This is a genomic window from Pseudomonas sp. P9_31 (genome assembly GCF_034008235.1).
GTDB lineage: Bacteria > Pseudomonadota > Gammaproteobacteria > Pseudomonadales > Pseudomonadaceae > Aquipseudomonas.
On the sequence record NZ_CP125375.1, the window covers coordinates 4391389 to 4404783 of the forward strand.

The 13395-nt window shown below is 58.4% G+C and carries 11 protein-coding genes and 1 pseudogene; 8 read left to right on the plus strand and 4 right to left on the minus strand.

Features of this window, described 5'->3' with window-relative positions:
- The first annotated feature begins 82 nt into the window (after positions 1-82).
- The 5 genes from QMK51_RS19625 to QMK51_RS19645 are packed head-to-tail and all read left to right on the plus strand — an operon-like array spanning position 83 to position 4192.
- Positions 83-889 (plus strand): alkaline phosphatase family protein, encoded by an 807-nt coding sequence (locus QMK51_RS19625; RefSeq protein ID WP_320391303.1) that lies wholly within the window; start codon positions 83-85, stop codon positions 887-889.
- 5 nt (positions 890-894) lie between these two features.
- Positions 895-1731: an ABC transporter permease gene (locus QMK51_RS19630; RefSeq protein WP_258700768.1), complete on the plus strand. Its 837-nt coding sequence runs from the start codon at positions 895-897 to the stop codon at positions 1729-1731.
- Positions 1718-2518 carry an ABC transporter permease gene (locus QMK51_RS19635; RefSeq protein ID WP_258696846.1) on the plus strand — a complete coding sequence of 267 codons (801 nt, stop codon included), beginning with the start codon at positions 1718-1720 and terminating at the stop codon, positions 2516-2518. Before QMK51_RS19630 ends, QMK51_RS19635 begins: the two co-directional genes overlap by 14 nt.
- A complete protein-coding gene (locus QMK51_RS19640) occupies positions 2515-3504 on the plus strand; it encodes an ABC transporter ATP-binding protein (RefSeq protein ID WP_258696847.1) in 990 nt (329 codons plus the stop codon). Before QMK51_RS19635 ends, QMK51_RS19640 begins: the two co-directional genes overlap by 4 nt.
- 34 nt (positions 3505-3538) lie before the next feature.
- Positions 3539-4192: an HAD family hydrolase gene (locus QMK51_RS19645; RefSeq protein ID WP_258696848.1), complete on the plus strand. Its 654-nt coding sequence runs from the start codon at positions 3539-3541 to the stop codon at positions 4190-4192.
- A gap of 114 nt (positions 4193-4306) precedes the next feature.
- On the opposite strand, the gene QMK51_RS19650 is transcribed toward QMK51_RS19645, so the two are convergent.
- Complete coding sequence (locus QMK51_RS19650) at positions 4307-5269, minus strand: zinc-binding dehydrogenase (RefSeq protein WP_320391304.1); 963 nt, start codon at positions 5267-5269, stop codon at positions 4307-4309.
- 140 nt (positions 5270-5409) lie between these two features.
- Between QMK51_RS19650 and QMK51_RS19655 the strand changes: the two genes are divergently transcribed.
- Positions 5410-7491, plus strand: a complete 2082-nt coding sequence (locus tag QMK51_RS19655; RefSeq protein ID WP_320391305.1) for a carboxy terminal-processing peptidase — start codon at positions 5410-5412, stop codon at positions 7489-7491.
- A 134-nt stretch (positions 7492-7625) separates the two neighbouring features.
- Positions 7626-9416, plus strand: a complete 1791-nt coding sequence (locus QMK51_RS19660; RefSeq protein ID WP_320391306.1) for a bifunctional diguanylate cyclase/phosphodiesterase — start codon at positions 7626-7628, stop codon at positions 9414-9416.
- A gap of 247 nt (positions 9417-9663) precedes the next feature.
- Here the strand turns inward: QMK51_RS19660 and QMK51_RS19665 are convergent, their stop codons facing one another.
- Both QMK51_RS19665 and QMK51_RS19670 read right to left on the minus strand, forming a co-directional pair.
- The gene (locus QMK51_RS19665; RefSeq protein ID WP_320391307.1) at positions 9664-9987 is read right to left on the minus strand and encodes a hypothetical protein; all 324 of its coding nucleotides are present in this window, start codon (positions 9985-9987) and stop codon (positions 9664-9666) included.
- Positions 9988-10670: 683 nt separating this feature from the next.
- Positions 10671-11828, minus strand: coding sequence for a PLP-dependent aspartate aminotransferase family protein (locus QMK51_RS19670; RefSeq protein WP_320391308.1), 1158 nt, complete (start codon positions 11826-11828; stop codon positions 10671-10673).
- A gap of 44 nt (positions 11829-11872) precedes the next feature.
- On the opposite strand from QMK51_RS19670, the gene QMK51_RS19675 reads away from it, so the two are divergent.
- Positions 11873-12688, plus strand: coding sequence for a helix-turn-helix transcriptional regulator (locus tag QMK51_RS19675; protein ID WP_320391309.1), 816 nt, complete (start codon positions 11873-11875; stop codon positions 12686-12688).
- A 125-nt stretch (positions 12689-12813) separates the two neighbouring features.
- Here QMK51_RS19675 and QMK51_RS19680 read toward each other — a convergent pair.
- Positions 12814-13376: pseudogene (locus tag QMK51_RS19680) on the minus strand (GGDEF domain-containing protein); the annotation flags it as partial.
- Positions 13377-13395 lie beyond the last annotated feature (19 nt).

Genomic DNA, 13395 nt, shown 5'->3' on the forward strand with positions numbered 1-13395 from the left:
GACCGCTATCGCGAGCAAGCTCGCTCCCACAGGGGATTGGTTGCGTACTTGAATCATCTGTTTTTGCGGAGTTCCAGCCCCTATGAAGCACAACGTCATCCTTGTCGTGCTCGACGGCCTCAATTACGAAGTCGCGCGTCACGCCATGGGGCATCTGCAGGCTTACGTTGGCGCAGGACGCGCAGCGCTCTACAAACTGGAGTGCGAATTGCCGGCCCTGTCCCGCCCGCTTTACGAATGCATCCTGACCGGCGTAACGCCGATCGACAGCGGCATCGTTCACAACAACGTCTCGCGCCTGTCCAGCCAGCGCAGCATTTATCACTACGCCACCGACGCCGGCCTGAAAACCGCCGCCGCGGCCTATCACTGGGTCAGCGAGTTGTATAACCGTTCGCCGTTCGTGGCCGCCCGGGATCGTCACACCGACGACCCGAAACTGCCGATCCAGTACGGTCACTTCTACTGGAGCGACCACTACCCGGACTCGCACCTGTTCGCCGACGCGGAAAACCTGCGCCTGCGCCACGCGCCGAACTTTCTATTGGTCCACCCCATGAACATCGACGACGCCGGGCACAAGCACGGCCTCGACACCCCGCAATACCGCAACAGTGCCCGCTCGGCCGACATCATCCTCGCCGACTACCTGCAAGGCTGGCTCGACGCCGGTTATCAAGTGCTGGTGACCGCCGACCACGGCATGAACAACGACCGCTCGCACAACGGCCTGCTATCCGAAGAACGCGAAGTGCCGCTGTTCGTCCTCGGCGACGCCTTCAGTTTCAACGCCAACGCCGCACCGAAACAAACCGAACTGTGCGGCACCGTCTGCGAACTGCTGGGCGTGCCCCACGACAAACCTGTGTGCCGGGAGCTGCTCAAGTGAACGCCATGACCCGTGGTAAATGGCTGGCCGCTCTGTGCCTGGTGCCCTTCACGCTGTTCTTTATCGTGTTCGAGATTGCCCCGCTGCTCTGGGTGATGATCAACAGCCTGCAATCGGAAGAGTTCGGCTGGGGCCTGGCCAACTTCAGCAAAATCTTCAACTCGAAGTTCTATTTGCAGGCGATCCAGTACAGCCTCGAAATCAGTTTCTGGTCCAGCGTGTTCGGCATCATCATCGCCGTACTCGGCGCCTACTCCCTGCGCCGGGTCGACTCGAAACTGCGCAACTTCGTCAACGCCTTCGCCAACATGACCAGCAACTTCGCCGGCGTGCCCCTGGCCTTCGCATTCATCATTTTGCTGGGGTTCAACGGCAGTATCACCATCATGCTCAAACAGGCCGGGATCATTCAGGATTTCAACCTGTATTCGAAAACCGGGCTGATCATTCTCTACACCTACTTCCAGATTCCCCTGGGCGTGCTGTTGCTCTACCCGGCGTTCGATGCCCTGCGCGAAGACTGGCGTGAGTCCGCCGCCTTGCTGGGCGCCAACGGCTGGCAGTTCTGGCGGCACATCGGTTTGCCGGTGCTGACCCCGGCGCTGCTGGGCACGTTCGTGATTCTGCTGGCCAACGCCCTCGGCGCGTATGCCACGGTCTACGCCCTGACCACCGGCAACTTCAACGTGTTGCCGATCCGCATCGCGGCGATGGTCTCCGGCGACATTTCCCTCGACCCGAACCTGGCCAGTGCCTTGGCCGTGGTGCTGGTGGCGTTGATGACCCTGGTGACCATCGTGCATCAGTTGCTGTTGAAGAGGAGCTACCATGTCTCGCGCTGAACTGGGCCCCGTCGGTGTCTACCACCGGGTCGTGGTGTATTTGCTGTTTGCCATTCTGCTGTTACCGCTGCTCGGCACCTTGATCTACTCGATCGCCAGCAGTTGGTCAGCGACGATTATGCCCAGCGGCTTTACCTTCAAGTGGTACATCCAGCTGTGGAGCGATCCGCGCTTTCTCGATGCGTTCGGCCAGTCGTTGCTGGTCTGCATCGGTTCGCTGATTCTGTCGGTGGTACTGATCCTGCCGCTGCTGTTCGTGGTGCATTACCACTTCCCGAAACTCGACGCGCTGATGAACATCCTGATCCTGCTGCCCTTCGCGGTGCCACCGGTGGTGTCGTCGGTGGGGCTGTTGCAGCTCTATGGCTCGGGGCCGTTCGCGATGGTCGGTACGCCGTGGATTCTGATCGGTTGCTACTTCACCGTGGCGCTGCCGTTCATGTACCGGGCGATCACCAACAACCTGCAAGCGATCAACCTGCGCGACCTGATGGACGCCGCGCAACTGCTCGGCGCCAGCACCTGGCAAGCGGCATTCCTGGTGGTGCTGCCGAACCTGCGCAAGGGTTTGATGGTGGCGTTGTTGCTGTCGTTCTCGTTCCTGTTCGGTGAATTCGTGTTCGCCAACATCCTCGTCGGCACCCGCTACGAAACCCTGCAGGTCTACCTCAACAACATGCGCAACAGCAGCGGCCACTTCACCAGCGCGCTGGTGATTTCCTATTTCTTCTTTGTGCTGGTTCTGACCTGGGCGGCCAATATCTTGAACAAGGACAAAAGCGAATGAGCTATGTCAGCGTCCAACACCTGCAGAAAAACTACGCAGGCACTACCGTATTCAGCGACATCAACTGCGAAATCAAGAAAGGCGAATTCGTCACCCTGCTCGGCCCGTCCGGTTGTGGCAAATCCACCCTGCTGCGCTGCATCGCCGGGCTGACCTCGGTGGATGGCGGCAAGATTCTGCTTGAAGACCAGGACCTCGTGCCACTGAGCCCGCAAAAACGCGGGATCGGCATGGTGTTCCAGAGTTATGCGCTGTTCCCGAACATGACCGTGGAGCAGAACGTCGCCTTCGGCTTGCGCATGCAGAAGGTCAACGCCGACGACGGCCACAAGCGCGTCGCCGAAGTGCTGAAACTGGTGGAGCTGAACGACTTCGCCGCCCGTTATCCCCATCAACTGTCCGGTGGCCAGTGCCAGCGGGTCGCCCTGGCCCGTTCACTGGTAACCCGGCCTCGCCTGCTGTTGCTGGATGAGCCGCTGTCGGCGCTGGATGCACGGATTCGCAAGCACTTGCGCGAACAGATCCGTCAGATCCAGCGCGAACTTGGCCTGACCACGATCTTCGTCACTCACGATCAGGAAGAAGCCCTGACCATGTCTGACCGAATCTTCCTGATGAATCAGGGAAAGATCGTACAAAGCGGCGACGCCGAAACCCTTTACACGGCGCCAGTCGATGTTTTTGCCGCAGGCTTCATCGGCAACTACAACCTGCTGGATGCCGACAGCGCGACAAAACTGCTGCAGCGGCCGATCACCCACCGCATCGCGATTCGCCCGGAAGCCATCGAGCTGAGCTTGAACGGCGAACTCGACGCGCAAGTGCGCAGCCACAGCCTGTTGGGCAACGTGATTCGCTACCGGGTAGAAGCCCGGGGCGTGGAATTGGTGGTGGATGTGCTGAACCGCTCGGCGGCTGACCTGCATCCCGATGGTCAGCGCCTGGCACTTTCCATCGATCCAACGGCCCTGTGTGAGGTAGCCTGATGACCTTGCTGATGTTGAAGAGAGAACTGCACTGATGGCCCTGGCAATTTTTGATCTGGACGAAACCCTGATCCACGGCGACTGCGCCACCCTCTGGAGCGAGCAAATGGGTCGCCTGGGCTGGGTCGATCCCGAGTCGTTCATGCGTCAGAACAACGAACTGATGGACGCTTACAGCCACGGCAAGTTGCGCATGGAGGAGTACATGACCTTCAGCCTGGAGCCGATGATCGGTCGCACACCGCAAGAGGTCGAGCACTTGGTGGCGCCCTGGGTGGAAGACTTCATCGAGCCGATCATCTTCAGCGACGCCACCAAAGCCATCGCCGCCCACCGCAAGGCCGGCGACCGGATCCTGGTGATCTCGGCCTCGGGCACGCACCTGGTCAGGCCGATTGCCGACCGTCTGGGCATTGACGAAATTCTCGGCATCGAGCTGGAATTGGCGCACGGGGTATACAGCGGTAACACCGTTGGCACCCTGACCTACCGCGAAGGCAAGATCACCCGCTTGCTGGAGTGGCTGGATGCGCAAGAGGAGAACCTGGAAGGCGCGAGCTTCTATTCCGATTCACGCAACGATTTGCCGTTGTTGCTGAAGGTGGATTTCCCACACGTGGTAAACCCCGACCCGGTGCTGCTCGAACACGCCGAAAAAGCCGGCTGGCCAATCCATATCTGGAAGTAATTTGGCCCCTGTGGGAGCGAGCCTGCTCGCGATGAACGATAACGCGGTCTTGCAGATAAACCGCGCCGCCTGAATCGCGAGCAGGCTCGCTCCCACAGGTTCAGTGCATTGTCGTCAAGTCAGGCTTTCGTCGATCACCAACACCAGTTTGCCCGACACCTTATTGGTCGCCAGCTCAGCAAACGCCGCTTCGGCATCCTCTATCGCAAACGTCCTGGCCAGTTGCGGGCTCAACCGCCCTTCGGCAAACAGCGGCCAGACGTGCTGGCTGAGATCGCTGAACACATCGGCCTTGAACTGCTCGTCGCGATTGCGCAGGGTCGAACCCAGCAGTTGCACACGCTTGGCCAGCACCTGTGCCAGATCCAGCTGCGCCTCACGACCGCCCATCAAACCGATCAGCACCCAACGCCCATCGCGGGCCAGCAGCTTTAGGTTCAGTGCAGCATAATTACCGCCCACCGGATCGAGGATCACGTCGAACGGGCCCAGATCATTCAAACGGTCCAGATCCTTGCTGCGCACGACGCCACCCTGGGCGCCCAACGCTTCACAGTAGGCCAGACGTTCCTCGGAGCCGACGCTGACCCAGCACGGGTTGCCAAACGCCTTGCACAGCTGAATGGCAGCTGAACCGATTCCACTTGCTCCGGCGTGCAGGAGAACTTTCTCACCCGGCTTGATTGCAGCCAATTGAAACAAATTCAGCCAAACGGTCGCATACACTTCCGGCAATGCCGCGGCCTCGGCCAGGGACAAACCCTCGGGAACCGGCAACACGTGCCGTCCGTCGACAACTACCTCTTCGGCCATCCCGCCCCCGGCCAGCAAGGCGCAAACCCGATCGCCTACCTGCCAGGACGAGCCCGGACCGACCTCGCTGATCACCCCCGAACACTCAAGACCCAGTACCTGACTGGCCCCCGGTGGTGGCGGATAAAGGCCTGCTTTCTGTAACAAATCGGCGCGATTGAGTCCTGCAGCCGCCACTCGGATACGAACTTGTCCTACATCGCATGTAGGACTCGGCTCTTCAACCCACTCCACTCGCCCCTCAACGCCTTGCAATGCTTTCACAGTGCCTCCATAGTGAGTCTGGACTGAGCCCGTAGCTGTAGCGCCGGGCTTTCTTGCATTATGCGACCGGCCCTTGTGGGAACCGGCGACTTCAAAGACGGCCTAATATGCGTGATCAATTGTCCCCGCGTCGAATCAGCATGAAGCATTTTTTCCCCAGCACCGCCCTCGCGCTTGTCATTGGTCTCGGTCTTTTGCCGATGTCGAGCAATTCGTTCGCAGCCAACAGCTGGGACAAGCTTCAGCCCGATCGTGACGAAGTCATCGCCAGCCTGAACGTCGTCGAATTGCTCAAGCGTCACCATTACAGCAAGCCACCGCTCGACGATGCGCGCTCCGTGATCATCTACGACAGCTACCTCAAGCTGCTGGATCCATCGCGTAGCTACTTCATGGCCAGTGACATTGCCGAATTCGACAAATGGAAAACCCAGTTTGACGACTTCCTCAAAAGCGGCGACCTGAACGCCGGGTTCACCATCTACAAGCGCTATCTGGACCGCGTAAAGGCGCGCCTGGACTTTGCCCTTGCCGAGCTGAACAAGGGCGTCGACAAGATCGACTTCACCACCAAGGAAACCTTGCTGGTCGACCGCAAGGATGCCCCTTGGCTCAAGACCACCGCCGAGCTGGACGACCTGTGGCGCAAACGCGTCAAGGACGAAGTGCTGCGGATGAAGATCTCCGGCAAAGAGCCAAAGCAGATTCAGGAAACCCTGACCAAGCGTTACAAGAATCAGCTGGTGCGTCTGGACCAGACCCGCGCGGAAGACATCTTCCAGGCGTACATCAACACCTTCGCGATGTCCTACGACCCGCACACCAACTATCTGTCGCCGGATAACGCGGAGAACTTCGACATCAACATGAGCCTGTCCCTGGAGGGCATCGGCGCCGTGTTGCAGAGCGATAACGATCAAGTGAAAGTCGTGCGTCTGGTGCCTGCCGGCCCGGCCGACAAGACCAAGCAGGTCGCACCGGCCGACAAGATCATCGGCGTGGCCCAGGGCAACAAAGAGATGGTCGACGTAGTCGGCTGGCGCCTGGACGAAGTGGTCAAACTGATTCGTGGTCCGAAAGGCACCGTGGTGCGCCTGGAAGTGATCCCGGCCAGCAATGCGCCGAACGACCAGACCACCAAAATCGTGCCAATCACCCGCGAAGCGGTGAAACTTGAAGACCAGGCCGTGAAGAAGTCGGTCCTCAACCTCAAGCAGGACGGCAAAGACTACAAGCTCGGCGTCATCGAGATTCCGGCCTTCTACCTGGACTTCAAAGCCTTCCGTGCCGGCGATCCGGATTACAAGAGCACCACCCGCGACGTCAAGAAGCTGCTGACCGAGCTGCAGAAAGACAAGGTCGACGGCGTGGTCATCGACCTGCGTAACAACGGCGGCGGCTCCTTGCAGGAAGCCACCGAGCTGACCAGCCTGTTCATCGACAAAGGTCCGACCGTACTGGTGCGTAACGCCGACGGCCGGGTCGATGTACTGGAAGACGAAAACCCGGGGGCGTTCTACAAAGGCCCGATGGCGTTGCTGGTCAACCGTTTGTCCGCCTCGGCGTCGGAGATCTTCGCCGGTGCCATGCAGGACTACCACCGCGCACTGATCATCGGCGGCCAGACCTTCGGCAAAGGCACCGTGCAGACCATTCAGCCGCTGAACCATGGCGAACTGAAACTGACCCTGGCCAAGTTCTACCGGGTTTCCGGCCAGAGCACCCAGCATCAGGGCGTGCTGCCGGACATCGATTACCCGTCGATCATCGACACCAAGGAAATCGGCGAAAGCGCCCTGCCGGAAGCCATGCCGTGGGACACCATCCGTGCGGCCATCAAGCCGGCGCTCGACCCGTTCAAACCGTACATCACGCAGCTCAAGTCCGAGCATGACGTGCGTTCGGCCAAAGACGCGGAGTTCGTGTTCATTCGCGACAAACTGGCCTTGGCCCAGAAGCTGATGACCGAAAAAACTGTCAGCCTCAATGAAGCCGACCGTCGTGCACAACACGCCGATATCGAAGCCAAGCAACTGGCCATGGAAAACATCCGTCGCAAGGCCAAGGGTGAAGAACCGCTCAAAGAGCTGAAGAAAGAAGACGAAGATGCCATCGCGGCCGAGTCGGACAAGACCAAGCCAGAAGACGACGCCTACCTGAGCGAGACCGGGCGGATTCTGCTGGATTACTTGAAACTCAACACCGCGGTCGCCAAGCACTGAGTGGTTACAATCCGAATGATGGCAATTTAATGCTGACGCTCCCCGGAGCGTCATCAAACAGACATCATTCTGTCGTGAAATAAAGGACTGGGAGCTTTGCGCTCCCGGTCCTTTTTTTATCGCCAGAGATCGCCATGACCACAACCGAACAGCTGAGTGCCTTGAGCTCAATACTGACTCAAAGCGGTTTGCACAGCCTGTTCCAGCCGATCATCTCCCTCTCCGAACGACGTATCATCGGCTACGAAGCCCTCAGCCGCGGCCCCTCCAACAGCCCGCTGCACTCCCCCGTTGCCCTGTTCGCTGTTGCCCGGCAGGCCGGTCGCCTCAGCGAATTGGAGATCGCTTGTCGCCAAAGCGCTTGCCGACGCTTCAATGAACAGCAACTGCCCGGCAAACTGTTCCTCAACGTATCCCCGGAATCCCTGCTCGAAGCCGCCCACCAACCCGGCCGCACCCTGCAACTGCTGCAGGATTTCGGCATACCGCCAAGCCAGGTAGTGATCGAACTCACCGAACAGACCCCGACCGACGATTTCCAGTTGCTGCAAACCGCCCTGCATCACTATCGGGCGATGGGGTTTTCCATTGCGCTGGATGATCTGGGGGCGGGTTATTCGAGCTTGCGGCTCTGGTCTGAATTGCGGCCGGACTACGTCAAGATCGACCGGCACTTTATCGACGGCATTCATCAGGACGCGCTCAAGCGTGAATTCGTCGGTTCGATCCTGCAAATCGCCAAGGCCTCCCGGGCAAAAGTGATCGCCGAAGGCATCGAATTGCCGGAAGAACTGGCGGTGTTGACTGAGATGGGCGTCGATCTTGTGCAAGGCTATCTGCTCTGCCGGCCCCAGGAGCATCCGCCCCGCGATGCCCGAACCTTAATGCCCAAACCCAACAGCACCGCAGCGGCACTGAACGAGGAAGTCAGTGACCTCAGCGCCCTGCTCAACGACCAACCGGCGGTCACCAGCGACACCCCAACCGCCACCGTGCTGGAAGCCTTCCGCCGCCAAGCCAACCTGAACTCCCTGGCAGTGCTCGACGAGCAAGGCCAGCCCTGCGGCATTGTCCACCGTCATTCCCTCTCGGACGCCCTGCTCAAGCCCTTTGCCACCGACCTGTTCGCCCGCAAACCCATCAGCCGGCTGATGAGCGACGACTTCCTCGCCGTGGAGCTGAGCCAGTCGCTGCAACAGGTCAGCCGCTTGATCACCAGCCGCGCCCGGCAGCGCATCGAAGAAGACTTCATCATCACCCTCAACGGCAGCTATCTGGGCTTGGGCCGAGTGATCGACGTGCTCAAACTGATTACCGAACTGAAAATCCAGCAAGCCCGCTACGCCAACCCGCTGACCCTGCTGCCGGGCAACGTACCGATCCAGCAATGCCTGACACGGCTGCTGCAACAGGAACGGGAATCGGTGATCTGCTACGTAGACATCGACAGCTTCAAACCCTTCAATGACATCTATGGCTACGGCCGCGGGGATGAAGTCCTACTGTGTTTGGCGCAATGCCTGAACGACCGCGTCGACCCGACCCGCGACTTCGTCGGCCATATCGGCGGCGACGACTTCCTGCTGGTGCTCGGCCCGGAAGACTGGCGCAAACGCCTGAATCAACTGCTGGACGACTTCCACAGCCAATGCCGACGTTTCTACCGCAGCGAACACCTGGAAGCCGGCTGCTTCATCGCCCCCAACCGCCAGGGTGTGCGCCAGGAGTTTCCGCTGTTGTCCCTGTCCATCGGTGTGGTGCATTTGCATCCCCAGGCCTGCGGACAGCTTGATGCCAGCCAGTTGGCGGAAATGGCGTCGCAGGCCAAACACCACGCGAAGAATGTGCCGGGGTACAGCGTGCATGTAATTGATAGCCTGGCGGTGCCGGCAACCGAGGAAGCGTTAGTCGCCGGACATCGGTGATTTGCCGTACATCCCGTAGGAGCTGCCGAAGGCTGCGATCTTTTGATCTTGCTCCCCCACGACCCAGTGGCAAAGGGGCCTCTGCCCTAATGCCAGTCGATAAGGTTGAACACCCATCCTGTGGCGAGCGAGCTTGCTCGCGCTGGGCTGCGTAGCAGCCCTAAAAAATCCGGCTATACCGCAGATTTCATGAGTGCTTCGCACTCAAGCGGGAGCAAGCTCCCTCGCCACAAAAAGCCATTCGGCGCTAATCCGAAGACCGAGCCCGCAACCGCCGCCCAATCACATCCAGCACATCACACCCATCACGCAATGGAATGGCACAAAGCAAGGCAAAGTCGCTGAGAATCATCGAATCGCATTCGACTGAGCCACGCATGGACAGGTTCTCAAGCACTTGGGTGACAGCACGAATTCGGTAGCTGGCGGCGTCGGTCAAAATATCGAGCGGCGCATGGGTATCGACAAACAGCGTGGGCATGTCGTTGCAGTTACTGGTGAGCGCCATGAAGCGGTTTTCGGGGTGGGGAATTGGTTTTTCGTAGGGTGGATCGGGGTGAAGTGTAGGCATTTTAAAACTCCAGGAAAAATAGGAGCTGCCATTTGCCTTCCTACAGGCATGGGTGGCAGCTATACGCGGGGTAGGAATATCGAGCCCCAGAGACACTCGACCACGCCGAAGCGTGCCCGCGCACAGCCGCCGCAACTGATTTTACGGACGCAAGTCAGCAGCCGCAAATCAGAAGTCGACACTTATGTCGTCTTTGGGAGGTTGAAGGGTTCCTACACCCTGCCACTGAATATGCAGTGACTCCCAAAGCCTATCGATCGAACTCACTGCGCACCAGTTCACGAAAACCGCCACAACTTGAAGGAAACTTCCGAAGACCTTGCCCAGAAATTTCGCTCAAAAAAGAAAACTTGGCGGAAGGCTTCGCTGAAGCCTGGCTTGATTTCTCTACCGTGGGTTAACCGGTTTCGACCTATAGCTGCCGGTAGCGACAGGCAGAAATCGGCCGATTCTGTTGAAAAAGTCGGTCTGCCCAAACGGCCTGATCATTGACTGGTGAAAACGCCTTGTTTGCACGCTGCTAGGTGAAATCCGAGTCCGGAAGCCTCTGCCAAAAGTAAAGATTTCAATCTCGGGCACGTACTTTTTTGATGCGCAAACCATGGCCGACTTTTTCAACAGAATCGGCCAAAAACAGCCATTCAGACACCCTATGGAACCTGGATCGATTCAGTCGTCCAGGTTCATCCGCCCATTTGATCAAACGCGTGAGCCAGGTCTGCACACAGATCTGGCGCGTGTTCGAGCCCGATGTGCAGACGAACCAGCCGCCCTTCGTCCGGCAGAGTCTTAACCGTGCGCAGTTCGTATGGGATTGCGGGTATCACTAAACTTTCAAAACCGCCCCAACTGGTACCCAGACCAAACAAGTTCAACGCATTGATGAAGCGTTCAAACGCGGCTTCGTTGCAAGATTGCAATTCGAAGGTAAAGGGCCCGGCGCCACCGGAAAACTGCTTCTTCCAAAGTTCGTGCCCAGGATCTGAGGCCAACACTGGAAACATCACGCACTTGACCTTCGAATGCTTGCACAGCCATTCAGCAACCTCGATTGCGCTGGCTTGATGCCGGGGCATGCGCACAGCCAGTGTTCTCAATCCGCGCAAGGTGAGCCAGCAAGAGTCCGGGGAAGCATGTGAGCCGAAGCGGTCGCACCATTGGCGCGCAGTGTCCAACGTTGAGTAAGTGCCGGTAATCAGACCGAGCATGACGTCTGAGTGACCATTGATGAACTTGGTTGCTGCATGAATCGAAATGTCGATCCCCAACGCATGCGCGTTGAAATACACCGGTGAGCCCCACGTTGAGTCGCAGGCAACCGGTATGCCTCGTTCATGCGCCGCCGCGCAAATTTGCGTGATGTCCAACATCTGCATCGTCAACGACGAAGGAATTTCAACGAAGACAAGGCTCGTATCGTCATTGATCAGTTGGCTCACTTCGGCGCTGTCATTGAAGAAGCTGATCGTCGTGCCGAGTGCTGTCAGCGATTGCTCGCAAAATGCGCGGGTTGGGCCATACACACCGTTGTAGACCAGAATATGTTTTCCCGGCCCCGCGTGTGCGCCTAGCACTGCCGTGATAGCGCTCAAACCACTGGAGGTCGCGATGCAGGTTTCGGCATTCTCAAGCCGCGCCATGGCCTCTTGTAACTCAAACGTGGTGACCGTACCCGAGCGCCCATAGCGTGAAGATTCAAAAACCCTGCCCTGGTACGACTGCCGGTACTCCTCCAGGGTATCAAACACCACCGTTGACGCACGCACCAAGGGCGGATTGACAGCGTGAACCGCTGCGGCGCTGGTACGACCCAGGTGAACAAGATCAGAATCACGATGCATGATGGCCTCGATTCAAGTAGTCAGAGTCCTATAGTATGTTTGGCATGTCAGACCCCATCAGCCAAAATACATCGCCGAAGCGCCATCACAAGCCCGTTGAGTTTCGCCTGTTGGCGAAGCGGTATGAGCGTGGTGCTGTGTTGCCTTCGCACGAGCACCAGAATGGGCAGCTGGTGTTTGCGTTGAGCGGCACGATGTTGGTTGAGACCCACCTGAATCGCTGGACGGTACCGCCGCAACGCGCGTTGTGGATACCACCACATCAACCGCATGCCATTCAGATCCTGTCGGATGTTGAGATGCGAACGGTGTATTTCCAGCCGGCGATCTTCGCCAAAATTGCTGGCTTTGCGCGTTGCAACGAGGTGCATGCGGTTGTGGCATCCACCTTGATCAAGGAGTTGGTACTGGGCTTGTTCGAGCAGCCGCGCGAGGGTGAAATGCGCGATCTGATGGCGAATCTGCTCCTGCATGCGTTACGTGAAGCAGCCTGCCTGCCCACACACTTACCGATGCCAACTGACGACAGGCTGCGCGCGGCATTGATGGAGCTGATTTCAGGCAATCAGTGGCATTGGCCAATCGCTGAGGTAGCGTATCGCGCGGCCATGTCTGAGCGCACTTTTACGCGGCGCTTTACTGCTGAAGTAGGCTTGAGCTATCGCACCTGGCATCAACGGGCACGTATCGTTACCTCACTGGATTTACTGGCATCGAATCGATCCGTCAAATCAGTTGCGCACATTTTACAGTTTGCGAGCGCAGCGGCTTATGTGGCGGTGTTTCGAAAAATAACAGGCAGTACGCCACGTGCATTTCAATCTACTGATTCAACACGACACCACGCCCCAGTAAAGTAGGTGAGCGACCACTTTGGATTGTGGATTTCGGTCAGTCGCGACAGGCAGAAAACGGCCATAAGTAGCCCTTCGTGAAAAGTAGCTCACAACTAGAATCGGAACACGACTCACCCTTGTTACCTGGCGCTGACGTTGTGTATTGCCCTGGCGACTAATGAAGCGAACACCACGACGGCCAGGGCCATACCGACTTGCAAGGTCGAGTGTTGAAACAACATGGCAACAACACCAGGGCAATCGACACCAGCGTCATGTACCGATAGGACGAGTAACACGACACGGCACTGACCGACATGCCAACGGCAAACAGCATGACCAGCGCCTGGGCCAGCAGGTCGTCTGCCGGCATGACGGCTAACGCGCCAGCGCCCCAGATACCGGCAGACAACACCAGCGTCACCCAATAGATCCGCTCCCAGCGTTGCGGCGTGCGCTCACTGTCAGGGCTGCGAAAATAGACCACAAACATTAGGATACGCAATAACGACGAGGCGCTCAGCAGGCCAATCCAGCCGATCATCACGCTGTGATCCATGCGCTCCCAGCACAGCTCGCAGAGCATAAGCGCGGCCAGGTAACTGCCGAACACCGCGGACACGGATTGGTGGAACAGTTGTCGCAATCGGTCACCGCGCACTTGCGCCGCGATGAAAGTCTCCTGGTCGTACCGAAATCCTGGGCCATCAATGTGAACCGCCTGATCATGA